This is a genomic window from Pseudomonas sp. B12(2026) (genome assembly GCF_057767015.1).
The window spans coordinates 5168009-5193746 of the sequence record NZ_CM173430.1; the positions used below are offsets into that span (position 1 = coordinate 5168009).

Below are 25738 nucleotides of genomic sequence, written 5' to 3' on the forward strand. Positions count from 1 at the left end.
CCACTCACTACCGAAGGGACTTCGCCGTGCGTCGGCTCTGGACTGCCACAGGACTCCTCGTCAGCTTGCTGCTGGCCGCTCTGGTCTGTGTCCCGGCCATGGCCGCAAGCCAGGACCCCGGCTGGTCTCAACTCCACGACGGCGACGCCCGCCTGCAATTGCAGGACATCCTTTCCCCGCGCTACAGCCCGCTCTTCAGCCCGCTCGACATCGACAACCTGCACGCCCCCGCCGGCCCCGGCGCGACCTGGCTGCGCTACCGCCTGCCGGTCAGCGAGAACCCGCAGCAACTGCGCGTCTTCGCCCCCAGCCTGGACAGCGTCGAACTCTTCATCCTCCAGGGCCAGAAGCTGCTGGAGCAGAAGAGCGCCGGCAACCTGTCGCCGCTGCAGCGTCCGCTGCTGAGCAGCGACATCGTCCTGCCGCTGCGCGCCAGCGCGGAACCGCTGGACCTTTACCTGCGCCTGGCCTCCAGCCAGCCGCTGCGGCCCAGCATCAGCATCGAGGACATGACCCAGCCGAGCCACGAGCAGCGGCCCCTGCATTTCGGCATCCTGATCGGCTGCCTCGCCATGCTGCTGGTCTACAACCTCGTGCGTTATGCCTACACCCGCGTCCCCAGCGGGCTGTGGCTCGCTGGCGTGCACGCCAGCCTGCTGCTGGCCTGCCTCACCCTGTTCGGCCTGCTGAGCCCCTGGTACGGCGCCCACCAGTCCTGGCAGCCGCTCACCGCGCAATTCAGCCTGCTGCTGACGCTGTTCTGCGCGCTGGGCTACACCGCCAGCTTCTTCCGCGGCCTCGCCCCGCGCCTGCCGCTCAAGCGCCTGCTGCTGGGCGGCACCGCCGCCCTGATGGTCCTCGGCGGGGCGCTGCACCTGCTGCTCGCGGTGCCGCTGAGCGACCTGGTCTACGGCCTCATCACCCTGGTCACCCTGGGCATGCTCTCGGTGGCGGTCTACTACTGGACCCACGCCTACCAGCCGGCGCGCCTGTTCGCCGTGGGCATGGGCGTCTTCGTGCTGGTCTGGTGCCTGAGCCTGCCCTCGCTGCTGGGCTACCTGCCGGCCCGCGCCGAATGGCTGGGCAGCGGCCTGCTCGGACTCACCGCCCTGGTGGGCATCCTGCTCAGCCTCGCCCTCGCCGAACGCCAGGGCAAGCTCCAGGAGGAGCACTTCGCCGCCAGCCGCCAGCGCGCCGCCAACGTCGCCGAGCTCAAGGCCAAGGGTGACTTCCTGGCCAAGATCAGCCACGAGATCCGCACCCCCATGAACGGCGTGCTGGGCATGACCGAGCTGCTGCTCGGCACGCCGCTGTCGGCCAAGCAGCGCGACTACGTGCAGACCATCCACAGCGCCGGCAACGAACTGCTGGCGCTGATCAACGAGATCCTCGACATCTCCAAGCTGGAATCCGGGCAGATCGAGCTGGACGAAGTGCAGTTCGACCTCGGCGCGCTGATCGAGGACTGCCTGGCGATCTTCCGTGCCAAGGCCGAACAGCAGCGGGTCGAGCTGATCAGCTTCACCCAGCCGCAGGTGCCGCGCATCGTCAGCGGCGACCCGACGCGCCTGCGCCAGGCCGTGCTGAGCCTGCTGGACAACGCCTTCAAGCAGACCGACGAAGGCGAAATCCTGCTGGTGGTCGCGCTCGACGGTCCGCCGGAGCGCCCGCGCCTGCGCATCGCCGTACAGGACAGCGGCCGCCCGCTGGACAGCAAGGATCGCCAGGCGCTGCTCACCGCCGAACTGCACAGCCGCGATTTCCTCTCCGCCACCCGCCTGAGCAGCCGCCTCGGGCTGATCATCGCGCGCCAGCTGGTGCGCCTGATGTCCGGCGACTTTGGAATAGAGAGCGGTGTGGAAAGCGGCGACGGCGACTCGGGCAACCTGCTCTGGCTGAGCCTGCCGCTGGACCCGCAGCAGCTGCAGCAATCCGCCGCCGATCTGGACAGCCCGCTGCAGGGCGCGCGCCTGCTGGTGGTGGACGACAACCAGACCTGCCGCAAGGTGGTGGTACAGCAGTGCAGCGCCTGGGGCATGAACGTCAGCGCCGTCGCCTCCGGCAAGGAAGCGCTGGCCCAACTGCGCACCAAGGCGCACCTGCGCGAGTACTTCGACGTGGTCCTGCTCGACCAGGACATGCCCGGCATGACCGGCATGCAACTGGCGACCAAGATCCAGGAAGACCCCAACCTCAACCATGACATCCTGCTGATCATGCTCACCGGCATCAGCAACGCGCCGAGCAAGATCATCGCCCGCAACGCCGGGATCAAGCGCATCCTCGCCAAGCCGGTGGCGGGCTACACCCTCAAGGCGACCCTCGCCGAGGAACTCGGGCAGCGCGGCCCGAGCGGCGTGAGCAACTACCTGCAGGCCGGCGGCGAACTGGCCCCCGCGGTCCCGCCGAGCGATTTCCGCATCCTGGTGGCCGAGGACAACAGCATCTCCACCAAGGTCATCCGCGGCATGCTGAGCAAGCTCAACCTGCAGCCGGACACCGCCAGCAACGGCGAGGAAGCCCTGGCGGCGATGAAGTCGACGCAGTACGACCTGGTGCTGATGGACTGCGAAATGCCGGTGCTCGACGGCTTCTCCGCCACCGAACGCCTGCGTGCCTGGGAAGCCCACGAACAGCGCCCGCACACCCCGGTGGTGGCGCTCACCGCGCACATCCTCAGCGAACACAAGGAACGCGCGCGGCTGGTCGGCATGGACGGGCACATGGCCAAGCCGGTGGAACTGTCGCAGCTGCGCGAGCTGGTGGCCTACTGGGTCGGCGAACGCGACCGCCGCCTGCACCAGCAGAGCGACGCCCTGCCCTCCTGAATCCGCCTTTTCGTAGGAGCGAGCTTGCTCGCGAACTGTAGTGGTCCGGTTTTTCTAGACACCGCTATAGGAGCATCAAGCCGCCCGCGCCTCGAACACGGCTGGCGGCAACTGCTTCGTTGTCGAATGAAGACGCTGATGGTTGTAGTAGGTGGCGACGAATCGTGTCACATCGGCTTTGGCTTCGTGCTGGTCTCGATAGCGCCGCTCGCCTATCCACTCACGCTTCAAGCTGGCAAAGACTCGCTCCACCACTGCATTGTCCCAGCAATTGCCGCGCCGACTCATGCTCTGCACGATCTGCAAACGTCGCAGCATGTCCACAAAGCGCTCGCTGCTGTACTGGCACCCCTGATCGGAGTGGAACATCAGGCCGTTGTCCGGGTGTCGCATCGACACGGCGAGCTCCAGGGCCTGGATCACCAAATCCGTATCAGCCACGGACGAGAATGCCCAGCCCACGATTCGCCGGGCATACAGATCGACCACGATAGCCAGGTACAGCCAGCCACGCGCCGTACGCAGATAGGTGATGTCGCCGGCCCAGACCTGATTCGGGGCTGCCGGCTGGAATTGGCGATTGAGGTGGTTGGGGGCCGCCGCTGCCGGCTTGGTGTGCCGCCGATAGTGCTGATTGCGCCGTCGAGCCACCGCCAGGCCAGCCTGACGCATTAGGCGGCGAGCCCGTTGCCGACCCACCGCATGCCCCTGCTGACGCAAGGCCGCCGACATCCGGCGTGAGCCATAGGTGTGCCGGCTGCTTTCATGCAGGTCCGTGACGGCCGAGAGTAGCGGGCTGGGTGGTTTCGGGCGCTTATGACGCGCCGCGTAGTAACTGCTGCGCGCCAGTCCAAGCAGGCGACAGCAGCGCGTGACGCTCATGGCCCCCTTCACTCGGTCGATCATTTGCCAGCTCGCAGCATTTCCCGAACGAAGAAGGCCGTGGATTTTTTTAGCGTGTCACGCTCTTCCTGCGCCTCTGCCAGTGCGCGCTGCACCTGCGCCAACTGGCTCTCCAGTGCACGGATGCGCTGGGCATCATCGATGACCGAACCCGGTTGCTCAGCCCGCCATTGCGAGACCCAACGCCGCAACGCCGTCGGTCCCACCCCCATGGCCTGTGCTGCCTGCGGCACCGAGTAGCCCTGCGCTACCACCAGTTGCACTGCTTCGCGCTTGAGCGCGTCCGATAGTTTTCTATGACCCATGTAAATCACCTCAATAGTCGCGTTAGTTAACTCGCTCCTATCTCGGTGTCCAGAATTTCCGGACCACTACAAACTGACTTCGCAGTGGGGCTGGTTCGCGAGCAAGCTCGCTCCTACAGATGTCCCCGCCACTTACTCGTTCACGCCCCCTGCAGCGAAGCTTTTCGCGCATCCCTCCCTGCTTTCGCTCCTGAAGACTTCCAGAGAAATCTCCGCGCACGCCGGAGCGCCCCTTCAGGAGGCCGAGCGGAATCGGAGTTTCAGGGGTCGAGCGGCATGGATGCCGCGAGAGCGTTGTCGGGCCAGGGATGGCCCGTCAACGCGGGCCCCTGAAACTTCGATGGAGCGAGGGAACCCCGGCGAAGCCGGGGCCGGATGATGGGGCACAGACTTTTGCCTACTTTGCGTGGGGCGGCCATCCGTCGTTTGGCAAAGTAGGTCGCCCGAGGGGGCGAAACAAAATCTTCCCGCACACGCCGAAGCGGCGCAGCAACACCGAACAAGACGGTCGATAATGCTGCGCAGAAACACCGTACGAAGAACAAGAGCATCGCGGACAAGGTCCGCTCCTACGGGAAAGCTCGCGCAGGAGCGGGTCCGATCACACCGCCACCGCGCCACCATGCCGCCCCGCGCCCCAACCCGCTATGCTGTGCCCACGCACGCCCCGGCGCGTGAAACACCTCAACCCGGACGAGTTCCCCCCATGCATGTGTTGTCCAGCGTGTACCTGAAGATGCTGGTGCTCTACAGCCCCTTCTTCGTGCTGTCCTGCTTCATCAGCCTGAGCCGCGGCTTCGCCCCGCGCGACCGCAAGCACATGGCCTGGCGCGTGGCCCTGGCGGCGCTGGTCGCCAGCGTGCTGCTGTACCTGTTCGGGCGCTACATCTTCACCCTGTTCGGCATCACCGCCGACGCCTTCCGCATCGGCGCCGGCAGCGTGCTGTTCATCTCCGCGCTGGGCATGGCCCAGGGCCGCTCGACGGTCCAGAGCGACAACGTGCAGCAGGACGTCACCATCGTCCCGCTGACCATCCCGATCACCGTCGGCCCCGGCACCATCGGTGCGCTGCTGGTGATGGGCGTCAACCAGGAATGGGAGACCAAGCTGCTGGCCATCGCGGCGATCACCCTCGCCTGCCTGACCCTGGGCGTCAGCCTCTACCTGTCCGACAAGATCGAGAAAATCCTCGGCGACCAGGGCCTGCAGATCGTCAGCCGGCTGATGGGCCTGTTCGTCTGCGCCCTGGCCGCGCAGATCATCATGACCGGCGTGCGCGGCTACTTCGTACCGCAATGACGCCCGCGGCGGCTCGCCCGGCCGCCGGAGAGCCGCCGCCAGCCCCCGGTCGGGCGAGGCGACCTGTCACTGGTGCACGGCGCCGGCAAGTGGCAAGCTGCCAGCCCCGTTTCGCCCGCCGGAGTCCTTCATGTCCATCACCCTGCGCCCCGCCGCCGACGACGATGCCGGCTTCGCCGCAGTCTGCGCGGCCGCCGCCTATGCCCGGTGGATTCCGCTGATCGGCCGCAAACCGGCGCCGATGCTGGACGACTACCACCAGGTCATCGCCGAGGACCGGGTGCTGATCGCCGAGCAGGGCGGCAATCCCGTCGGGCTGCTGGTGACGCGCGAAACCAGCGAAGGCTTCCTCCTCGACAACATCGCCGTGCTGCCCGAGTGCGAAGGCCAGGGCATCGGCCGCCGCCTGCTGGTCCGCGCCGAGGAAGACGCCGCGAAGCTGGGCTACCACTCGCTGTACCTCTACACCAACGAGCGGATGCGACAGAACATCGAGCTCTACGCGAAGAACGGCTACCGCGAATACGAGCGGCGGCTGGAGAACGGCTTCCACCGGGTATACATGCGCAAGGAACTGGCCTGACGCATCGCGACGGAGCCGCGGGCAATATCCGGCCAGCCACGCTACCCTTGCGCACCCGTGCGGCGCAGCGCCGGCGCAGACGCACCACAAGCGTGCCCGGCCCAGGCGCTCCGTCTTCGTCCAACCCCGCCTGACACGGCCACCGCGCACCAGCCTGGCGCAACCGGCACGGCTGTTGCTCCGTTACGTGCACCCGGCCCACCTGAAGGACCATCCCATGCTCATCCGCGACGCCAGCCAAGCCGACCTCGGCGGCCTGCGCGACATCTACAACGACGCCGTGCTCAACACCACCGCCATCTGGAACGAGATCGCCGTCGACCTGGAAAACCGCCGCGCCTGGCTGCAGCAGCGCAACCAGCAAGGTTTCCCGGTGCTGGTCGCCGAGGACGGCGGCGAAGTGGTCGGCTACGCCAGCTACGGCCCGTGGCGCGCTTTCGACGGTTTCCGCGAGACGGTGGAGCATTCGGTCTACGTGCGCGCCGACCAGCGCGGCAAGGGGCTGGGCGTGCAGCTGCTGCAGGCGCTGGTGGAACGCGCCCGCGCCCAGGGGCTGCATGTGATGGTGGCGGCGATCGAGAGCGGCAACCTGGCGTCGATCCGCCTGCACGAGCGCATCGGCTTCGTCACCACCGGGCAGATGCCGCAGGTGGGTCAGAAGTTCGGGCGCTGGCTGGACCTGACCTTCATGCAGCTGGTCCTCGATCCGCGCAGCGCCCCGTAACGCCCGCCGGGCAACCGGCGGGGGATTCGCTGGAACGGGGATTGGCGAGCCTCGACGGAAAAGCCCGCGCGCGGAATGCTCAGGGGTACGCCCCGATCAGCGCAGCTGGCTGTCCTTGCTGCCGCGCCGGTTGTAGCCGGCGAAGGCCGCCTGCTCCTTGTCGTGCTCGGTCTGGCAGTTCACGCACAGGCGCACGCCGGGAATCGCCTTGCGCCGCGCCTCGGGGATCGGCGCATCGCATTCCTCGCAGTGCGTGAGGCTCTCGCCCCTGGGCAGCTGGTTGCGCGCCCGTGCGATGGCGTCCTCGATGGTGCTGTCGATCTGTTCCTGAACCGCTCCGTCGTTTGCCCAGCCGCTGGCCATGGCGACCTCCCGTGGAATGCTCGTGTGCCTCCAGATATGCAGGGCTCCGGCGGTGATTGCAAGGCCAGTGGCGCGCCAAGCGACGAGTGCGTCGCAGCGCAGAACCAGATGCGTCTTATGGTCCATGCCGCACGTGCTGCCGAGAATCGCCGGCCCTCCACCTGCCCGGGACTCCGTCATGCGCTACGCCTCCACCCTGATCGCCAGCCTCCTGCTCACCGGCCTGCTGCCGCGCGCGGCCAATGCCGACGCCACCGATGCCAGCCTGCACGACATGGAGCGCTACCTGCTGCTGTACAGCGCCACCGGCGACGATCGTTTCCTGACGCGACTGGACTCGCTCAGCCAGCGCTTCGAGCAGCAATTGTCGCAGCAGAAAAACGCCACCAGCCTGCGAGACCTCTGGCAGCTCTATCGGCAGACGCTGGACCAGGTGCGCACGGCCTATACGCAGAAAGGCGTGGATATCCGCAACGCGGTGCGACAGACACAGGAGGTGGCGGGGCTGTTCGACAGCTTCATCCTGGAGCGCAAACCGGCGCCGCAGGGGCTGGAAGACGAACTGCGCGAGCTGGCGCTGCTGGAGGCGCGGCGGGCCAATGGCCGCCTGCTGGGAAAGGAAACCGGGGAGGATGCACAGCGCCTCGGTGAACTGCAGGAGGCGATCGACAAGCGCCTGGCGGCGCTACCCGCCGGTGCCGGCCGGGACTCCCTGCTCTCGCGCTGGACCTACCTGCGCAAGGCGGAGAAACCCGAGGGCACGCTGCTCTATCCCTTCAACGCGCAGGTCGAATACCTGCTGGCGCATCTGCCGCGAGACTGAAACGGCGCGGGACGGCGGACCTACTCCTTCACTTCCATGTATTCCCGCGCCCAGATCTGGTACTCCTCGGGCAGGGCGTACTTCTTCGCCAGTTCCGACGCGGTGAGGTCGGAGGCGTCGACGCCGCGCTGCTCGCGCAGGCAATCGTAGGTGGCCTTGATCGCCGCGAAGTAGGCCGCGTGGCCGTCCACCACGATGCGCACGCCCAGGCGCGCCAGGCGCTTGTCGTCGCGCAGCGACGGGTTGCCGTAGGACACCAGCATCAGCGGCACGCTCAGATGGCGGGCGATCGCTTCCAGGTGCTCGAAGTCGCGGATGCCGACCATGCAGATGGCGTCGGCGCCGGCCGCCTGGTAGGCCAGGGTGCGGCGGATCACGTCGTCCACCTCCAGCACTTCGGCGTTGGTGCGGGCGATGATCGCCATCTCCTCGTCGATGCGCGCCTCGATGGCCGCGCGGATCTTGCCCACGCCCTCCTCCACGCAGATCAGGTCGGTGGACTTGCGGCCGAACTGCGCCGGCAGCAGGGTGTCCTCGATGGTCAAGGCAGCCACGCCGGCGCGCTCCAGCTCGCCCACCGTGCGCATGGTGTTCAGCGCATTGCCGTAGCCGTGGTCGGCGTCGGCGATCACCGGCAGGCGGGCGACGCGGCCGATGCGGGTGGCCTGCTCGACGAATTCGCTGAGGGTGATCAGGGCGAAGTCCGGCGCCGCCAGAACTTGTAGTGAAGCTACAGAACCACCCAGGATCCCCACCTCGAAACCCAGGTCCGCGGCAATGCGCGCCGACATCGGATCGAACACCGAAGCGGTGTGGTAGCAGGTGGAAGACGTCAGTAAGGCGCGGAATTCCTTGCGCAATTCGTGAAAGGAGGCTCTGTGCATGGTGGGTTCCAACTGCGTGTACGGGGTGGGAAAGGAAATCAGTGGGCAACAACTCTTGTAGGAAAACTACAGGAAACCAATGTAGCAAAACTACAAGGTACTCCCCAAGCCCTCTTTGCCACCACCGCATCCCGACAGATACCCTGGATTTCCCCTCCCGCTCGCGTAAACTGCGCGGCCGTTTTTTCTCCGGACACCGCGCACCATGTTCCAGACCACTGAAGCCCGCGCCCTGGGCATCGACTTCGGCACCTCCAACTCCACCGTCGGCTGGTGGCGTCCGGGTACGGAACCGCTGATCGCCCTGGAGGACGACAAGATCACCCTGCCCTCGGTGATCTTCTTCAACGTCGAGGAGCGCCGCCCGGTGTACGGCCGCCTGGCCCTGCACGAATACCTGGAAGGCTACGAAGGCCGCCTGATGCGCTCGCTGAAAAGCCTGCTGGGCTCCTCGCTGCTGAAGAGCGAGACCACGGTACTGGGCAGCGCCATGCCGTTCAAGGACCTGCTCGGCCTGTTCATCGGCGAGCTGAAGAAGCGCGCCGAGAGCGTCGCCGGGCGCGAGTTCGACTCGGTGGTGCTGGGCCGCCCGGTGTTCTTCGTCGACGACGATCCCAAGGCCGACCAGGAAGCCCAGGACACCCTGGTCGCCGTGGCGCGCAAGCTCGGCTTCAAGGACGTCTCCTTCCAGTACGAGCCGCTGGCGGCGGCGTTCGACTACGAGCGCGGCATCGAGCGCGAGGAACTGGTGCTGATCGTCGACATCGGCGGCGGCACCTCGGACTTCTCCCTGGTGCGCCTGTCCCCGGAACGCCGCGAAGTGGCCGACCGCCACGGCGACATCCTCGCCACCGGCGGCGTGCACATCGGCGGCACCGACTTCGACAAGCAGCTGAGCATCCAGGGCGTGATGCCGCTGTTCGGCTACGGCAGCCGGATGAAGAGCGACGCCTTCATGCCCACCAGCTACCACCTCAACCTCGCCACCTGGCACACCATCAACGCGGTGTACGCGCAGAAGTCGCGGCTGGCGCTGCAGAACATGCGCTACGACATCGTCGACGCCACCGGCATCGACCGCCTGTTCAAGCTGATCGAACAGCGCGCCGGCCACTGGCTGGCGATCCAGGTGGAAGCCAGCAAGATCGAGCTTTCCGACAGCCGGCGCCGCGACATCGACCTGGCGCGCATCGAGCCGGGCCTTGTCGCCGAGCTGAGCCGCGAGCTGTTCGAGGGCGCCATCGCGCCGTTGCTGGAGCGCGTGCGCGGCAGCATCGGCGAGCTGCTCGCCGGCGCCGATGCCGACCCGGCGCGGGTCGACACTGTGTTCTTCACCGGCGGCTCCTCCGGCGTGCCGGCGCTGCGCCAGAGCGTGGCGGCGATGCTGCCCAACGCCCGCCACGTCGACGGCGACCGCTTCGGCGGGATCGGCAGCGGCCTGGCCATCGAGGCGAAGAAGCGCTACGGCTGATCCAGGCGGCCCCTCGCCCTTCGGGGACAGGGGCCGGCGGCGGCATCGACAGGCGCGGATTGCGCCCGAGCGCACTGACGCCGGCCGCGCCTTGCGCTAGCGTTGTGAATCATCACCTCACGCCGGAAACCGCCATGCCACTCCTCCGCCTCGCCGCCCTCGCCGGCCTGTCCTGCGCCCTCGCCGCCTGCGGCCTGGGCGAAACGGCCGCCACCGCGGCCACCACCGCCAACCTGCAGGCCCAGCAGGCGCAACAGGCCCAGCAGCAGATGCAGCAGCTCAAGCAGCAGATCGACCAGGCCAACGTGCAGAACCAGCAACGCCTGGACGATGCGCTGAAAGACGCGCAGTAGCGCAGATTTCCCGAACTCCGCGGCCGCCTCGCCGCTCCAAGTTTTGCAAGTGCGCCACCGAACCAGGCCGCTTCGAACCAAGGAGAGCACGATGGACAAACGATCACTGCTGGCATTGCTCGTACTGGCGTCGCTGGCCGGCTGCGCCTCCACCAAGGTGCAGAATCCGGTCAACTACATCACCTTCCGCACCGAGCCGCTGGTTCGCGATGTCGACAGAGGCATGAGCAAGGAGCAGGTGCTGCGCATCGGCGGGGCGCCCTCGTCCACGCAGAAGCGCCTGATGAACGCCGGCAGCTGCAACAGCTACATCCTCGCCAAGGAGGGCCAGCAGCAGCCCTTCTATGTCAGCTTCGACGCCAGCGGCAAGGTCGACGGCTCGGGCTTCATGACCTGCTCCGAGCTGGACCGCCACGAGCGCGACTACCAGCCATGAGCCAATGGCCCTCGCCCCGGCCGGGTGAGGGCCGCTCCCGCCGCACACCCGCATTCCCAGGCGCCGCCGGCGCCCTTCAGCATGCCCGCACAGGCGCATGACGTTCTCCCGGCTCGGCTGTCTACCGAGAAGGAGCGGCGCCACGCGGAGGGATTCACGCCGACGCGCCGCCGTTTATCATGCGAACACCCAGCAAGGAGCTGCACGCCATGAAACACAGGATCATCGAGTTACCCGCCTTCACCGTGGTCGGCATGGACTATCGGGGCAGCGCCCCTGGCGACAGCATCGGCCAGCTCTGGCAGCGCTTCCTGCCGCGCGAGCACGAGATCAGCGCCAGCGCGCGGGACAAGAGCGCCTACGGCGTCTGCGCGCAGCTGCCGGGCGGCGAGTTCCACTACATCGCGGCGCTGCCGGTGGAGGCCGACGCGGCGGTGCCCGAGGGCATGCTGAAGTTCGAGGTGCCGGCGCAGAAGTACGCGGTGTTCACCCACACCGGCCCGGTGCAGGACATCGCCGACAGCTTCCAGGCCATCTACTCCAGCCTGCTCGCCCGCGCGGGCCTTTCTCCGCGCAAGGGCATCGACCTGGAACGCTACACCGAGCGCTTCCTCGGCCCGGAGAACCCGGCCTCGGAAACCGACCTGTACATCCCGGTCTACTGACGCTTGCCGGGCGCCGGCGCCTTTGACGGCTGCTTCATCTGCTGCAGCAGCGGCCCGCACTGGTTGTCCTCCTTCTGGCTGGGCGCCACCAGCGCCAGCAGCGCGGCCGCCGGCGCCACCGCCACACCCAGCGCGACCATGCCCGCGCCGCGCAGCATCAGCGGACCGCTGTGCACCCCCGCCCGGGGGTTCTTGAAAGTGCCCTGGACATAGAGCGGCGAACGCAGCGAGAAGATGCGCAGGCCCTTGCTCTCGGGAATCACGTCCAGGTCCAGCTGCTCGGTGGCGAAGTTGGCGGTGCCCTGCACGTTGATGATGGCGTTCTCGGTGTCGAACACGAACACCCGCGGCTGCGCCAGGCCCTTGCTGATGCCGATGTCGGCGGCGGCGCAGTTGATCTTCACCTCGTCGTCGCCGAACAGCTTGGCCACCACATAGTTGCCGACGTTCAGGCCGGCGATCTCCATCAGCCCCTTGCTGATCCGGCCGTCGTTGATCAGCAGCTTCATCTGCCCGTTGGCGCCGCCGAGGATGCTCGCCACCGAGTTGCCGGTGCCGCTCAGCGCGGCGTCGCCATTGAGCTCGCCGAAGCTGGTCTGCATCGGCGCGAAGCTGGGGAACAGCTGCTTGAGCTTGAAGCTGCGCGCCTTGAGCTCGACGCGGCTGCGCATCGGCGTCTTGCCGCCGTCCAGGCGGACCTGCGAATCCAGCGTGCCGCCGGCCACGCCGAAGCGCAGCGGCTCCAGGGTCAGTTGGCCGTCATTGAGCACCAGGTGGGTGTAGAGGTCGCTGAGCGGCAGCTTGTCGCTGTGGACGATGCGCTTGCCGGTGAACTCCACGTCGGCGTCCATCGCGCGCCAGCGCTCGGTGCGGAATTCTTCCACCGGCAGCACCTTGTCCGCCGGCTGGCGGGTGGCCTGGCCGCGCGCCTGCTTGGCCTTGTTCGAGTCGGCGCCGATCAGCGGGCCGAGGTCGACCATCCGCAGCTGCTCGGAGCGCAGCGTGCCGGAGAGCTTCGGGCGCGGCTGGCGGTTGACGAACAGCAGACTGCCGTGGAGATCGCTGCCGCCGACCTTGCCGTTGAAGTCTTCGTAGTGGAAGGTGGCGCCGCCGGGGTCCTTCAGCCGCGCCGTGAGGCGGCCGTCGGTCTCGTAGGCCGGGGTATCGGGCAGGGTCACGCCGGTGAGCGGGAACAGGTTGGCCATGCTGCTGCCGGCCAGCTTCAGGCGCAGGTCGAGCGCGCCCAGGTTCAGCGGATCGGTCAGCCTGCCGACCACACTGGCGCGGGTACTGCCGGCGGCGATCTCCGCCTGCAGCGGGAAGGGCCTGGCGGCGTCCTGCAGGGCCAGCATGCCGCCCACCTTGCCGGAACCGCTCAGAGGCAGGCCCTTGTACTCACCCTTGAGCTTCCAGCCGAACACATAGTCCTGGGTGTCCGCCGCGCCCGTCCCGGCCATCGCCTTGCCGGCCAGCTGGCCGAAGGGCACCGGCTTGCCGAGCGGGTCCACCAGCAGCTCCAGGTGGGTCTTGAGGCCCTCGTCGTCGAGGGTGATGCGCCCCTTGTCGAAGCCGATCTCGCCGATATCCAGCTTCCAGGGCGACGGCTCGGGATTGGGCTCTTCCTCTTTCTTCGGCAGCTCGAAGGTCCAGCTGGCGCGGCCATCGGCCAGGCGCAGCAGGTCGGCGCTGGGGCGGGTGAGGATGATCTGCGGGATGCTCAGGGTCTGCCACAGCAGCGGCAGCGGCGCGAGGCGGAACTCCACCTTCTCCAGGCTGGCGAACTGCGGCGCGGCGGTCTTGCCGGCGGCCCAGTCGGGATTGCCCAGGGTGATGTCGGCGGCGCTGAAATGCGGCCAGGGCACCAGGGCACGCCAGCCGTCCTGCTCCGGCTCGGTACGCCAGAGCACCTGCAGGTCGCCATTGATGGCGAAGGGACGCCCCAGCTCGGCGGACACCTTCTCGTTGATCATCGGCTTCACCCGGTTCCAGTCGAAGGTGGCGATGAACACCAGCAACGCCGCGAAGAAGGCGATGAAGCCGGTGAAGGTCCAAAGGCAGATTCGCTGGCCGCGCGTCATGTGTGAACTCCCTGGTTGCCGCGTCGGTGAAAGGCCTGGCATCCCGGCGCCAGAGCCGCTGCATGGGGTATTGATGAAACCACGGCCGCCGGAGCCCGCCGCGCCGGCATTCTCCCTTGGTCCGTCGCTTTGGACCACCGTTGGCGGGGTAAATCTCCCGCAATCGGCAGCGGCAGGTGGGTGGAACTTTCCTGAGCGGGAAGCGGGACACACGGATCGCCGCCCCCTCCCGCCCGACCGGCCCCCCGCAAATCATCGCCGAAGCGGCGAAAGCAGCGCTGCAGAGCGCTTCCCGGGGCCGGCCCGGCCAATTAATCCATTAATTAGATACTAACAATCACACCAATAGCCGCCATCAAGGTCATTGATAGAAGACTTTTCTATCGATCAACTATTTGTTTTTAAACAGAAAAACAGACAATCATCGACATCGATACAGACTATCTCGCAGCATCGTTTTCCAATCGATAATCCAGAACAGATACTGAGCCCGTGTCCAACGAACTCCCCACTCTTTCTGGAGCCGCATCATGAAACGCACCCTCGTACTTGGCTTTGCCCTCTCCGTACTTGCTGCCAATGCCGCTTTCGCCGGCGCCCAGCAAGAGTCCCCGGTCGTGAACGCCAGCCAGACCCGACTGCTGGTCCTAGACGGCGCCGAACGCACCCTGGACCAACAACAGAAACAACTGGACGCCGCCAAGGCCCGCGTTGCCGAAAACGGTTCCAGCCAGACCATCGACCGTCTGCACCAGCAACTGAACGTCGCCGAAAACGGTTCGCGCCACTCGGTTGACCGCCTGCACAAAGAGATGAGCGTTGCCGAGAACGGCTCCAGCCGCAGCATCGACCGCCTGCACCAGCAATTGAACGTCGCTGAAAACGGGTCGAGCCAGTCGGTCGACCGCCTGCACCAGGCAATGGACGTGGCCGAAAACGGCTCCAGCCAGACCATCGACCGCCTGCACCAGCAACTGAACGTCGCTGAAAACGGGTCGAGCCAGTCGGTCGACCGCCTGCACCAGGCAATGGACGTGGCCGAAAACGGCTCCAGCCAGACCATCGACCGCCTGCACCAGCAACTGAACGTCGCTGAAAACGGTTCGAACCAGTCGGTCGATCGCCTGCACCAGGCAATGGACGTGGCCGAAAACGGCTCCAGCCAGACCATCGACCGTCTGCACGGCAACATGGTCGCCGAATCCGGTGGCGATACCGTCTTCGACGCTCACCTGAAAGCCTGATTGCCCCACGCAGTACGCCGCAAGGCGCAAGAAAAGCCCGGCCATGCCGGGCTTTCTTATTTCCCCGGGGCTAGTTGGAACAGCTGCATCAATGCCAGGCCAGCCCGCCCTGCCAGCGACACCCTCGCCGCAATACCCCCTGAATCGTCTGAAAGCACCGTCCCAGAGGGCTTTCCGGCGTCACATCATTTCCAACGATAGTGAACATTAGGCCCCTAAATAATCGACATCGTTGATCCACTCTATTGAGAGTCATCGTTTTTAAATCGATTAATCCGAAGGGAAAATAACCCCGTCGCCAAAAACTTCCTCCCCCTTTGGAGCCACTTGAAATGAAACGCCAAATCGCCCTCAGCCTTGCACTCACTTCCCTGATGACCGCCAGCGCCGTCTTCGCCGCCCCGGCCATCCTGACTCCCGCCGCCCAGCCGCAAATCGCCCAGGACGGCTCCGATCGCACCATCGATCGCCTGCACCAGCAGATGGGTGACGAAGCCCGCGTTGCCGCCAACGGCTCCGAGCACACCATCGACCGTCTGCACCAGCAGATGGGTGACGAAGCCCGCGTTGCCGCCAATGGCTCCGAGCACACCATCGACCGCCTGCACCAGCGCATGGGCGACGAAGCCCGCGTTGCCGCCAATGGCTCCGAGCACACCATTGACCGTCTGCACCAGGAAATGAATGAGGTTCGCGTTGCCGAGAACGGTTCCGAGCGCACCATCGACCGTCTGCACCAGCAGCTGAACGTCGCTGAAAACGGTTCGAGCCAGTCGGTCGATCGCCTGCACCAGGAAATGGACGTTGCCGAAAACGGCTCCAGCCAGACCATCGATCGCCTGCACGGCAACATGGTTGCCGAGTCCGGTGGCGACATCGTCTTCGACGCCCACCTGAAAGCCTGATCCAGCAGTACGCCGCAAGGCGCCAGAAAAGCCCGGCCTGTGCCGGGCTTTCTTATTTCCGCCGCCAGCCGGGCGGGCAGCCTGTCAGAACGCCGTCAGCCCCGGGTTTCGGCGCTGTCCGGCTCGCCGTCGGAGCGGCCGATGGTCGGCGGGGCTTCCACCACCAGTTCCTCCGGCACCTCCTCGACGCGCGGGTCAAGGGTGGCGGCCATCGGGCTGACGGTATCGGGCATCGGCACATGGTGCAGCGGCGCCTCGTCGACGCGGTGCACGCCGGTGACGCGCTTGGGCTGGACCCAGAAGATCAGCAGCAGCGCATAGGCCGAGACCAGCATGTAGAACATGCCCGGCCCGAAGTGACGCATCATCGCGCCGGCGAACAACGGGCCGACGCAGGCGCCAACGCCATAGGTGGTCAGCAGCATCGCCGAGAGCGCCACGCGGCGCGGCTGTTCGACGTGGTCGTTGGCCAGCGCCACCGCCAGCGGATAGAGGGTGAAGAGCAGCATGCCGGTGACGAAGCCGTTGGCCAGCAGCAGGCCGAACGGCAACTGGACCAGCCCCCACATCGGCACCGAAGCGACGCACAGCAGCAGCGCGTTGCCGCGGATCAGCCAGCTGCGGTTCATCCGGTCCGACAGCCAGCCCAGCGGCCACTGCGCGCAGAAGCCGGCGATGATGCTGATGCCGACGAACAGGCTCGACTGCGAGGTATCCAGGCCGTTGCGCGCCGCATACACCGGCGCCAGGCCGTAGAAGGCGCCGACCATCAGGCCGGCGACGAAGATGGTGCCCAGCGACTGCGGCACACGCTTCCAGAAGAAGCCGAACTCCAGCGGCGCCGCCACCAGCCTGGCCGGGTGCACCCGGCGGGTCAGCGCCAGCGGGATCAGGCAGGACGAGAAGCAGATGGCGACCAGCAGCAGCGGCTTGTAGTCCAGCACCGGGCTCAGCGCCAGCAGGCCCTGGCCGACCACCAGGCCGGCGTCCACCGCCACCATGTAGCCGGCGAACACCTTGCCGCGCTGGTGCCCCTCGGCCTGCTCGTTGAGCCAGCTCTCGATCACCATGTACTGGTTCATCATCACCGCGCCCATCACGAAGCGCAGCACGACCCAGACCTCCAGCTGCGCGACCAGCGCGTGGATCAGCACGATCACCGTCGCCAGGCCCGCGCAGGCCACGTAGGAACGGATGTGGCCGAAGCTGGAGATCAGCTTGTGGCCGAACTTGCCGCCGCAGACCAGGCCGAAGTAATAGGCCGCCATCAGGCCGCCGACCCACAGGTCGCCCGCCCCTTCCTGGGTCAGGCGCAGGCCCATGTAGGTGGTGAACAGGCCGGAGCCGGCGAGCATCAGCAGCGTGGCGGTATAGAGTGCGGGAAAGGTGACGAGCGGGCTGAACATGGCGAGTCCGGCAGACGATTCGAAAGTGGGTGGAAATCAGCGAGGCACCGCGGGCAGGACCGGCAGGCACCCGACATCGGACAGCCCCGGCGCGTCAAAGATCACATCGCCGCGACGCCGGTATTATCGCCAGCGGCCGGCGCCGCCGCCATCGCAGTGCAACCATCGGCCGCCCGCACACCTCCAACTGGAAACGAGCCTGGAGATTCGCCATGACACCCGCCGACCTCAAGCCCTTCCTGCTCTACTGCACCGTGCTCAACTACGTGGTCCTGCTGATCTGGTTCGCCGCCTTCAGCCTCGCCCACGAGCCTCTGCATCGTCTGCATTCGCGCTGGTTCAAGATTTCCGTCGAGCACTTCGACGCCCTGCACTATGGCGGGATGGCGGTTTACAAGATCGGCGTGCTGTTGCTCAACCTGGTGCCGCTGATCGCCCTGTGCCTGCTGTACTGACGCCACGCCATGCGCCGGACCGACCGTCCATCCAGTAGCTAACTACTGAAATTTATTGGAAATGTTCGTGTCGTAGGGTGCACGCAGTTTGAAGGAGGTCCATCGTGAAACACGCCACTCGCAGCCTGCGGAAAACCCTCGACGCCGTTGCCACCAACAACGAAGCCACGGCGCTGGAAGTCATGCGGGCAGTCGATCAGGTCCAGGACGACCTGTTGCGGCAGAAGTTGCTCAAAGCCATCCACCACCTCAACCAGGACGCCGCCGACCTGCGCGCCCTGCGCGAGGACGTCCACACACCGCTGAGCCGGCACGCCTGATCCGCTTCAGCCATTGGCCGCCGGGTTGGGCAGACGGTAGATCCAGATCCGCCTGAGCACCGTGGCGAATTGCGCCGACAGCCTGCCGCTGTTGTAGGCCTGGCCGTAGCGCGCGGCGATCTCGCGCACCTGCCGCGACAACCCGGCACAGCGCCGCGCCGGCAGGTCGGGGAACAGGTGGTGTTCGGTCTGGTGACTGAGGTTGCCGGTGAGCATGTGGAACAGCCGCCCGCCCTCCAGGTTGCTCGACCCGCGCAACTGGCGCAGGTACCAGTGCCGCGCCTCGACCCGCGCGTACACCCGGTCCGGCAGCCAGCCGCGCTGCAGGTGCGCAGCACGGCGTCGATATCCGCCTTGCGCAGCCAACGGCCGCGCACCAGGGCGCGCAAGGCCACCAGCAGCGGCCGGAGCAAGCGCAGGCCGGCGAAGGGAAGGCGCGACAAGACAGCAAACACGTGTTCACTGTGTTGCGCAGGAACTTCCCCCGCGCCGGGCGGCATTTGCTAGAGTGCCAGCGCCTTCGCCATGGATCGCACCGCCGTATGTCCACTCCCCGCGCCGAACAGAAGCAACAGACCCGCCAGGCCCTGATGGATGCCGCGCGGAGCCTGATGGACAGCGGCCGCGGCTTCGGCAGCCTGAGCCTGCGGGAAGTGGCGAAGACGGCGGGGATCGTGCCGGCGGGCTTCTACCGGCACTTCGCCGACATGGACCAGCTCGGCCTGGCGCTGGTCGTCGAGGTCGACGAGACCTTCCGCCAGACCCTGCGCATGGTGCGGCGCAACGAGTTCGAGCAGGGCGGCGTGATCGAGGCGTCGGTGCGCATCTTCCTCGACGCGGTCAGCGCCAACCGCACCCAGTTCCTCTTCCTCGCCCGCGAGCAGTACGGCGGCTCGCTGCCGATCCGCCAGGCCGTGGGCGAACTGCGCCAGCGCATCACCGACGACCTCGCCGCGGACCTGGCGCTGCTGAACAAGCTGCCGCACCTGCAGGCCCAGGACCTCGACGTGATCGCCGACCTGGTGGTGAAGACGGTGTTCGCCACCCTGCCCGAGCTGATCGACCTGCCGGCCGACTCCCTGCCGACGCACCTGTCGCCCGAGGCCAAGGTCACCCAGCAGCTGCGCTTCGTCATGATCGGCGCCAAGCACTGGACCGGGATCGGCTCGCGGCCCTGAACCGACGTCCGGCGTACCCGTTTCCGTAGGAGCGGACTCCGTCCGCGATGCTCCTGAGCGCGGCCGATCGCGGACAAGGTCCGCTCCTACAGAAGCGCCACCAAACCAACGCTCCTGCGGGAACCGGCTCTCGTAGGAGCGGATCTTATCCGCGAATCACGCCATCTGTCGGGCTATCGCGGACGGGGTCCGCCCCCACCAAACCGGGGCGGTGCATCAGCCCTTGCGATGCACCGAGAACCCCGCCCAGGCCTGGCTCACCGGCATGAGCTCCAGGCTGTTGATATTGATGTGCGGCGGCTGGTTCATGATCCAGTGGATGGTCTCGGCGATGTCCGCGGACTGGATCGGTTCGGCACCGGCGTAGGTCTTGTCGTACTTCGCCTGGTCGCCGCCGAAGCGCACCAGGGAGAACTCGCTCTCGCACATGCCCGGCTCCAGGTTGGTGACGCGCACGCCGGTGCCCTGCAGGTCGCAGCGCAGGTTCAGCGAGAACTGCTCGACGAAGGCCTTGGTGGCGCCGTACACGTGGCCGCCCGGATACGGCCAGTGGCCGGCCACCGAGCCGAGGTTGAGGATGCTCGCGCCCGGCCCGTAGGCGATCAGGCGCGGCAGCAGCAGGCGGGTGGCGTACATCAGGCCCTTGACGTTGGTGTCAACCATGGTGTCCCAGTCATCCAGGCTGCACTGCTGTGCGGGGTCGGCGCCCAGGGCGAGGCCGGCGTTGTTGATCAGGCCGCGCAGTTTGGAGAACTTCTCCGGCAGGCCGTCCACCGCCGCGGTCATGGCCGCGCGGTCGCGTACGTCGAGCGTCAGCGGCAGCACCTCGGTCTGCGCCGAGAGCTCCTGCGCCAGGGCGTTCAGGCGCTCCTCGCGACGGCCGGTGATCACCAGCGACCAGCCGTCGCGGGCGAAGCGGCGCGCGCAGGCCTCGCCAAAGCCGGAGGTGGCGCCAGTAATGAACAGGGTGGAAGTCATCGCGTGATCCTCTTGGTTGGCCCTTTCCGCACCGGGGGATGGCGGCGCGGCACGGCGGGCGCGTTCTGGTCGGTCCTCGCAGGATAACAGCCCGGCCGCGCCGCGTTGCGCTACAGCGGCGCTGGATAAAACCCGCACAGCCGCCGGAAAGCCCCGTCACTGCGGGGCCGCTCGGACTTGCGCCCACCTTGTCCACAGCCTGCTCCACCGTTTTTGTGGGCAAGCGCGGCGGCGCATTTGCGCTGGACGAATTTCGAACGCAGCGCTGCAAGCCGCGCCAGCACTACGCCGGGGAAGTTCTTCCCAAGGTTATCCACAAGTCTTTCAACGGCTGGCGTGGACAACCGGGAGCCGCCGGGAACCTTCCCGGGGAACCGGAACTGTCCATCCATACAGGGGTTGCAGGGCGATCGAACAGAAATCAGCCGCCCGCGACGGCGCCTGTAGGCACGGGGCCCGGAGGCGTTCTCCCAGATGTTATCCACAGCCCGGCCCACAGATTTTCTGGACAAACCCACCGGCCCTGTCACTGAAGCAGCAGGCGTGCCGCGATCAGGTCTTCCAGTGCATAACCCACGGACTTGAACAGGGTGATCTCGCCGTCGTCCGTGCGAGCGCCGCGACCGTGCAGCAGGTCGGACAGCTGGCTGTGGATGGCGCTTTCGTCGATCACGCCCTCGCCCATCGGGATCAGCAGGTCGCCTGCTTCCTCCAGCGCACCTTCGCGGGTATCGACCACGATGCGCGCGCGGCGCACGGCTTCGCTGTCGGTCTCGCGCATGCTCGGCAGGAAGGCGCCGACCAGGTCGAGGTGGCAGCCCGAACGCAGCCACGCGCCGTAAACGATGGGCTCGCGGGAGGTGGTCACGCAGCTGATGCAGTCCGCCGCCGCGACGGCGCCGCGCAGGTCGGCGCAGGCGTGCGCCGGGTAGCCTTCGTCCTGAAGGCGCTTCACCAGTGCCTCGACCTTCCCGGCGTGGCGCCCCCAGATGGCGATGTCCTCGTACTCGCGCACCGCGCAGTGGGCGCGGACCATGTGCGGCGCCAGGGTGCCGCTGCCGACGACCAGCAGGCGGCGCGCATCGCGGCGCACCAGGTAGTCGGCGGCCAGCGCCGAGGTGCAGGCGGTGCGCCGGGCGGTCATTTCCGAGGCTTCCAGCATCGCCAGCGGACGGCCGGTCTCGCCGTCGAACAGGCAGAACAGCGCGGCCACCGCCGGCAGGTTCTTCGCGCCGTTGCCGGGAAACACGGTGACCAGCTTGACGCCGATGTCCTGCCCCGGCCGCCACACCGGCATGGTCAGCAGCGAGGCGTTGCCGGGCAGTTCGTGGCAGACGCGCACGGGGGCCTCGCATGCACCGGCGAGGCCGCTGCGCAGGGCTTCGATCAGTTGCGGATAACCCAGGCGTTCGGCGACGTCGGCGTTGGTGAGGAAGCGGAGGCCTTGCATGAATACGCCTCTTCAGGAAGCAGGGGAAACCTGTAGGAGCGAGCTTGCTCGCGAACATCTCCGCAGCGGGTTTTGTTCGCGAGCAAGCTCGCTCCTACGAAGAGCGGCAGGCTTCAGTGCCCGCCCAGGTACGCGTCGCGAACCTCCTGGTTGCCCAGCAGTTCCGCGCCGGTGCCGCTCAGGCGGATTTCGCCGTTGACCATCACGTAGCCGCGGTCGGAGAGCTTCAGCGCGTGGTTGGCGTTCTGCTCCACGAGGAACAGCGTCATCCCGCTCTTCGCCAGCTCGCGCAGGGTCTGGAAGATCTGCTTGACGACGATGGGCGCAAGACCGAGCGACGGCTCGTCGAGCAGCAGCAGTTTGGGCCGGCTCATCAGCGCACGGGCGATGGCGAGCATCTGCTGCTCGCCGCCGGACATGGTCATGGCGCGCTGGTTGCGCCGCTCCTTGAGGCGCGGGAAGAGGTCGAACATGCGCTCCATGTCCTCCTGCGCGTGGTCCATGCCGATGGGGATGGTGCCCATCAGCAGGTTCTCCTCCACGGTCATGTCGGGGAACACCCGGCGCCCCTCCGGCGACTGCGCGATGCCGTTGGAGGCCACGTAGTGCGCGGACTTGTGGCGAATGTCCTGGCCCTTGAAGAAGATCGAACCGGAGGCCGCGCGCGGCTGGCCGAAGATCGACATCAGCAGCGTGGACTTGCCCGCGCCGTTGGCGCCGATCAGCGCCACGGTTTCCCCTTCGTTGACGCTCAGCGAGACTTTCTTCAGCGCCTGGATCGGCCCGTAGAACACATCCACATCACGGAACTCCAACATCGGCGCCGTCATACCAGCTCCTCTTCGTCCGCGCCGAGATAGGCGGCGATTACCTTGTCGTTGTGGCGGATCTCGTCCGGCGCGCCACGGGCGATGACCACGCCGTGGTCGAGCACGATGATGTGGTCGGAGATGTTCATCACCATGCCCATGTCGTGCTCGATCAGCAGCACGGTGATGCCGTGGTGGTCGCGCAGGTAGCGGACGATCCGCGCCAGCGCCTGGGTCTCGGCCGGGTTGAGGCCGGCGGCGGGTTCGTCCAGGCAGATCAGCTCGGGCCGCGTGCACATGGCGCGGGCGATCTCCAGGCGGCGCTGCTGCCCGTAGGACATCTCGCCGGCCAGGCGGTTGGCGCAGTCCACCAGGTCCACCACTTCCAGCCAGTAGAAGGCGTGGTCCAGCGCCTCGCTTTCCGCGCGGCGGTAGCCGGGGGTGTTGAGCACGCCGGCGATCAGGCTGCGGTTGACGAACATGTGCTGGGCCACCAGCAGGTTCTCCACCACCGACATCTCGCGGAACAGCCGGATGTTCTGGAAGGTGCGCGCCAGCCCCGCGCGATTCACCAGGTGGGTGCCGCCGAACATCTTGTAGTACAGGCGGTTGCCGAACTGCGCCGGGCTGACGAAATCGCTGCCCTGGAACGGCTGGCCGAGCACCTGGATCACGTCCGTGGTGCCGCCCTGGGTGTTGAGCAGGATGTTGCCGCCGGTGGCCTTGTAGAAGCCGGTCAGGCAGTTGAACACCGTGGTCTTGCCGGCGCCGTTGGGGCCGATCAGCGCGGTGATGGAGCCGCGCTCCACGTCGAGGTTGACGTCGTTGAGCGCCTTGATGCCGCCGAAGTGCATCATCAGGTGCTCGACGCTGAGGATCTTGTCACCGCTCATGGCGCCACCCCCTTGCGTGCGGCGAAGCCGGTGCGGCTGATGCGGATCAGCCCGCGCGGGCGCCAGATCATCATCAGCACCATGAGGATGCCGAACAGCAGCACCCGGTAGTCGGCGAAGCTGCGCAGCAGTTCCGGCGCCACGGTGAGGACGAAGGCGGCGATCACCACGCCCATCGTCGAGCCCATGCCGCCGAGCACCACGATGGCGAGGATCAGCGCCGACTCGAAGAAGGTGAAGGACGACGGGTTGACGAAGCCCTGGTAGCTGGCGAAGAACACCCCGGCCAGCCCCGCGGTGGAGGCGCCGAGCATGAACGCCGAGAGCTTCACCAGCACGTGGTTCAGGCCCAGCGAGCGGCAGGCGATCTCGTCCTCGCGCAGCGCTTCCCAGGCGCGGCCCACCGGCATGCGGGTCAGCCGGTGCTTGATGTGGAGCACCAGCAGCACCACCAGGAAGAGCACCGCGTAGATGAACACGAACTTGAGGTTCTGGTTGTAGTCGATGCCGAGGAATTCGTGGATCGGCGTGCCGCCCTCCTTCGCCCGGCGGCCGAATTCCAGGCCGAAGAAGGTCGGCGAGGGCACCGACATGCCGTTCGGGCCGCCGGTGAAGGACAGCCAGTTGTTGAGGATCAGGCGGATGATCTCGCCGAAGCCCAGGGTCACGATGGCCAGGTAGTCGCCGTGCATCCTCAGCACCGGGAAGCCCAGCAGCGCGCCGGCCAGCGCGGCGGTGACGGCGCCCAGCGGCAGCACCGTCCAGAAGCCCAGGCCGAGGTACTGGTAGCCCAGCGCGAGGCCGTAGGCGCCGATGGCGTAGAAGGCCACGTAGCCGAGGTCGAGCAGGCCGGCGAGGCCCACCACGATGTTCAGCCCCAGGCCCAGCAGCACGTAGATCAGCCCGAGGATGATCACCGTGAGCAGGTACTTGCTGGCGAAGAACGGGAAGATCACCGCAGCGACGATCAGCAGCGGGACGATCCAGCGCAGGCGCGTCTTGTAGCCCGGCTGCAGCACGCTGATGCCCGAGTCGGAGGTCTCGAAGCGATCCATCACGCGCAGCCCGGTCGCGGTCTGCAGGAACAGGCTGAGCAGCAGGCGGCCGAGCATCACCGCGCCGACCATCCAGGCCAGGCGGACCGGTTGGAGGTTGAAGCCGTAGCCGTCGAGCACCACGCCGACGATGGGACCGAACACCACCAGGGCGATCAGTCCGGCGAGCAGGGTGTCGACCAGGCTCTTCCTGATATCGATGCGCGCGGTCTTCGCCGCGGCGGCGGTCTGGGTAGCGGACATCATGCTCACACCTTCGATACCTGGGGACGCCCCAGGAGCCCTTGAGGACGGAAGATCAGGATGGTCACCAGCAGGCCGAAGGCGAACACATCCTTGAAGTCGGTGTTGATCATCCCGGAGAACTGCGCCTCGGCCACGCCGAGGATCAGCCCGCCGAGCATGGCGCCAGGCAGCGAGCCGATGCCGCCGAGCACCGCGGCGGTGAACGCCTTGATGCCGATGATGAAGCCGGCATAGAAGTCGAAGGTGCCGTAGTTCATGGTGATCAGCACGCCGGCCAGCGCGGCCATGGCGGCGCCGATGACGAACACGTAGGAGATCACCCGGTCGGTGTTGATCCCCAGGATCGAGGCCATCTTGCGGTCCTGCTGGGTGGCGCGGCACATGCGCCCCAGGCGGGTGTACTGGATCACGTAGGTGAGCACCGCCATGCCGATGAAGGCGGCGATGAGGATGAACACCTTGGTGTAGGTCAGCTGCACGAAGCCTTCGCCGATGTGGAACTTGAAGGCGCCGTCGAGCAGCGTCGGCACGCCCTGCTGGCGCGGGCCCTGGGCCAGCTGCACGTAGTTCTGCAGGATCAGCGACATGCCGATGGCGGAGATCAGCGGCGCCAGGCGCGTGGAGTTGCGCAGCGGCTTGTAGGCGATGCGCTCGATCACCCAGCCGTACAGGCCGGTGACGCAGATGGTGAAGACCAGGGTGCCGAGGATCAGCAGCGGGAAGGACTCCAGGCCGAAGAACGCCAGCACCGCCAGGGCGACCGCCGAGAGGTAGGCGGAGATCATGTACACCTCGCCGTGGGCGAAGTTGATCATGCCGATGATGCCGTAGACCATGGTGTAGCCGATGGCGATCAGACCGTACACCGACCCCAGGGTCAGCCCGTTGATCATTTGCTGAAGAAAGATACCGTCCACGATTGGGTACTCACACAGACAGGGCAGGAAAGGCTGGCAGCAAGCGGGCTGAACGGCTCGTGACCGTCGCCGGGCGAGCGCCGACCTGCGGAGATGCCGGCACCGCTCGTGGCGGCGCCGGCAGATCGGACGTGGTGCGCGGCCGCTGCCCGGGCGCCCACGCCAC

Annotated in this window: 23 protein-coding genes and 3 pseudogenes; 14 read left to right on the forward strand and 12 right to left on the reverse strand. The window is 66.9% G+C overall.

The genetic code is table 11. The features are described from left to right. Positions 1-26 precede the first annotated feature (26 nt). On the forward strand, positions 27-2828 hold the full coding sequence (locus AC3B6A_RS24120; protein WP_488399615.1) for a hybrid sensor histidine kinase/response regulator: 2802 nt from the start codon (positions 27-29) through the stop codon (positions 2826-2828). A gap of 75 nt (positions 2829-2903) precedes the next feature. Here the strand turns inward: AC3B6A_RS24120 and AC3B6A_RS24125 are convergent. Continuing rightward, positions 2904-4036, reverse strand: a pseudogene (locus AC3B6A_RS24125) (IS3 family transposase). A gap of 706 nt (positions 4037-4742) precedes the next feature. Between AC3B6A_RS24125 and tspR the strand changes: the two are divergent. The 3 genes from tspR to AC3B6A_RS24140 all read left to right on the forward strand — a co-directional run bounded on the left by tspR (position 4743) and on the right by AC3B6A_RS24140 (position 6643). Further along, a complete protein-coding gene (gene tspR, locus AC3B6A_RS24130) occupies positions 4743-5336 on the forward strand; it encodes a type III secretion system genes modulator TspR (RefSeq protein ID WP_488399616.1) in 594 nt (197 codons plus the stop codon). 130 nt (positions 5337-5466) lie between these two features. Next, positions 5467-5919 (forward strand): GNAT family N-acetyltransferase, encoded by a 453-nt coding sequence (locus AC3B6A_RS24135; protein WP_488399617.1) that lies wholly within the window; start codon positions 5467-5469, stop codon positions 5917-5919. A 217-nt stretch (positions 5920-6136) separates the two neighbouring features. Further along, positions 6137-6643, forward strand: coding sequence for a GNAT family N-acetyltransferase (locus tag AC3B6A_RS24140; protein WP_488399618.1), 507 nt, complete (start codon positions 6137-6139; stop codon positions 6641-6643). Between the two features lie 96 nt (positions 6644-6739). On the opposite strand, the gene AC3B6A_RS24145 is transcribed toward AC3B6A_RS24140, so the two are convergent. After that, positions 6740-7006 carry a DksA/TraR family C4-type zinc finger protein gene (locus tag AC3B6A_RS24145; protein WP_488399619.1) on the reverse strand — a complete coding sequence of 89 codons (267 nt, stop codon included), beginning with the start codon at positions 7004-7006 and terminating at the stop codon, positions 6740-6742. 178 nt (positions 7007-7184) lie between these two features. Here AC3B6A_RS24145 and AC3B6A_RS24150 point away from each other — a divergent pair, with 178 nt between their 5' ends. Continuing rightward, complete coding sequence (locus AC3B6A_RS24150) at positions 7185-7829, forward strand: hypothetical protein (RefSeq protein WP_488399620.1); 645 nt, start codon at positions 7185-7187, stop codon at positions 7827-7829. A gap of 20 nt (positions 7830-7849) precedes the next feature. Here AC3B6A_RS24150 and AC3B6A_RS24155 read toward each other — a convergent pair whose 3' ends face one another. Next, positions 7850-8713 (reverse strand): oxaloacetate decarboxylase, encoded by an 864-nt coding sequence (locus AC3B6A_RS24155; protein WP_488399621.1) that lies wholly within the window; start codon positions 8711-8713, stop codon positions 7850-7852. Positions 8714-8918: 205 nt separating this feature from the next. On the opposite strand from AC3B6A_RS24155, the gene AC3B6A_RS24160 reads away from it, so the two are divergent. The 4 genes from AC3B6A_RS24160 to AC3B6A_RS24175 all read left to right on the forward strand — a co-directional run bounded on the left by AC3B6A_RS24160 (position 8919) and on the right by AC3B6A_RS24175 (position 11638). Continuing rightward, entirely contained in the window at positions 8919-10184 is a 1266-nt protein-coding gene (locus tag AC3B6A_RS24160; protein ID WP_488399622.1) for an Hsp70 family protein, read from the forward strand. A gap of 134 nt (positions 10185-10318) precedes the next feature. Next, on the forward strand, positions 10319-10537 hold the full coding sequence (locus tag AC3B6A_RS24165; protein ID WP_488399623.1) for a hypothetical protein: 219 nt from the start codon (positions 10319-10321) through the stop codon (positions 10535-10537). 91 nt (positions 10538-10628) lie between these two features. Beyond that, positions 10629-10973, forward strand: coding sequence for an osmotically-inducible lipoprotein OsmE (osmE, locus tag AC3B6A_RS24170; RefSeq protein ID WP_488399624.1), 345 nt, complete (start codon positions 10629-10631; stop codon positions 10971-10973). Positions 10974-11182: 209 nt separating this feature from the next. Then, complete coding sequence (locus AC3B6A_RS24175) at positions 11183-11638, forward strand: GyrI-like domain-containing protein (protein ID WP_488399625.1); 456 nt, start codon at positions 11183-11185, stop codon at positions 11636-11638. Here AC3B6A_RS24175 and AC3B6A_RS24180 read toward each other — a convergent pair. Beyond that, a complete protein-coding gene (locus AC3B6A_RS24180) occupies positions 11632-13716 on the reverse strand; it encodes an AsmA family protein (protein ID WP_488399626.1) in 2085 nt (694 codons plus the stop codon). The two genes, AC3B6A_RS24175 and AC3B6A_RS24180, sit on opposite strands and share 7 nt — an antisense overlap. A 530-nt stretch (positions 13717-14246) precedes the next feature. Between AC3B6A_RS24180 and AC3B6A_RS24185 the strand changes: the two genes are divergently transcribed. Together AC3B6A_RS24185 and AC3B6A_RS24190 are read left to right on the forward strand one after the other, a co-directional pair. Continuing rightward, entirely contained in the window at positions 14247-14960 is a 714-nt protein-coding gene (locus AC3B6A_RS24185) for a hypothetical protein (protein ID WP_488399627.1), read from the forward strand. Positions 14961-15442: 482 nt separating this feature from the next. Beyond that, positions 15443-15760, forward strand: a pseudogene (locus tag AC3B6A_RS24190) (phage infection protein); the annotation flags it as partial. Positions 15761-15960: 200 nt separating this feature from the next. Here the strand turns inward: AC3B6A_RS24190 and AC3B6A_RS24195 are convergent. Further along, positions 15961-17271 (reverse strand): MFS transporter, encoded by a 1311-nt coding sequence (locus tag AC3B6A_RS24195; RefSeq protein ID WP_488399628.1) that lies wholly within the window; start codon positions 17269-17271, stop codon positions 15961-15963. A gap of 212 nt (positions 17272-17483) precedes the next feature. Between AC3B6A_RS24195 and AC3B6A_RS24200 the strand changes: the two genes are divergently transcribed. Together AC3B6A_RS24200 and AC3B6A_RS24205 are read left to right on the forward strand one after the other, a co-directional pair. Then, positions 17484-17726 carry a DUF6868 family protein gene (locus AC3B6A_RS24200; protein ID WP_488399629.1) on the forward strand — a complete coding sequence of 81 codons (243 nt, stop codon included), beginning with the start codon at positions 17484-17486 and terminating at the stop codon, positions 17724-17726. A 104-nt stretch (positions 17727-17830) separates the two neighbouring features. Beyond that, complete coding sequence (locus AC3B6A_RS24205; protein WP_488399630.1) at positions 17831-18046, forward strand: hypothetical protein; 216 nt, start codon at positions 17831-17833, stop codon at positions 18044-18046. Positions 18047-18052: 6 nt separating this feature from the next. Here AC3B6A_RS24205 and AC3B6A_RS24210 read toward each other — a convergent pair. Further along, a pseudogene (locus AC3B6A_RS24210) lies at positions 18053-18322 on the reverse strand (fatty acid desaturase family protein); the annotation flags it as partial. A gap of 266 nt (positions 18323-18588) precedes the next feature. Between AC3B6A_RS24210 and AC3B6A_RS24215 the strand changes: the two are divergent. Further along, positions 18589-19224: a TetR family transcriptional regulator gene (locus AC3B6A_RS24215; protein ID WP_488399631.1), complete on the forward strand. Its 636-nt coding sequence runs from the start codon at positions 18589-18591 to the stop codon at positions 19222-19224. Between the two features lie 216 nt (positions 19225-19440). On the opposite strand, the gene AC3B6A_RS24220 is transcribed toward AC3B6A_RS24215, so the two are convergent. The 6 genes from AC3B6A_RS24220 to AC3B6A_RS24245 form a co-directional block, all read right to left on the reverse strand. Then, the gene (locus AC3B6A_RS24220) at positions 19441-20202 is read right to left on the reverse strand and encodes an SDR family oxidoreductase (RefSeq protein ID WP_488399632.1); all 762 of its coding nucleotides are present in this window, start codon (positions 20200-20202) and stop codon (positions 19441-19443) included. A 526-nt stretch (positions 20203-20728) separates the two neighbouring features. After that, positions 20729-21652: a bifunctional Delta(1)-pyrroline-2-carboxylate/Delta(1)-piperideine-2-carboxylate reductase gene (lhpI, locus tag AC3B6A_RS24225; RefSeq protein ID WP_488399633.1), complete on the reverse strand. Its 924-nt coding sequence runs from the start codon at positions 21650-21652 to the stop codon at positions 20729-20731. 113 nt (positions 21653-21765) lie between these two features. Next, a complete protein-coding gene (locus AC3B6A_RS24230; RefSeq protein WP_488399634.1) occupies positions 21766-22482 on the reverse strand; it encodes an ABC transporter ATP-binding protein in 717 nt (238 codons plus the stop codon). Next, positions 22479-23354, reverse strand: coding sequence for an ABC transporter ATP-binding protein (locus AC3B6A_RS24235; protein ID WP_488399635.1), 876 nt, complete (start codon positions 23352-23354; stop codon positions 22479-22481). Before AC3B6A_RS24235 ends, AC3B6A_RS24230 begins: the two co-directional genes overlap by 4 nt. After that, entirely contained in the window at positions 23351-24652 is a 1302-nt protein-coding gene (livM, locus tag AC3B6A_RS24240; RefSeq protein WP_488399636.1) for a high-affinity branched-chain amino acid ABC transporter permease LivM, read from the reverse strand. The genes AC3B6A_RS24235 and livM overlap by 4 nt, the downstream gene beginning before the upstream one ends. A 5-nt stretch (positions 24653-24657) precedes the next feature. After that, the gene (locus AC3B6A_RS24245) at positions 24658-25572 is read right to left on the reverse strand and encodes an ABC transporter permease subunit (RefSeq protein WP_488399637.1); all 915 of its coding nucleotides are present in this window, start codon (positions 25570-25572) and stop codon (positions 24658-24660) included. Between the last annotated feature and the right edge of the window lie 166 nt (positions 25573-25738).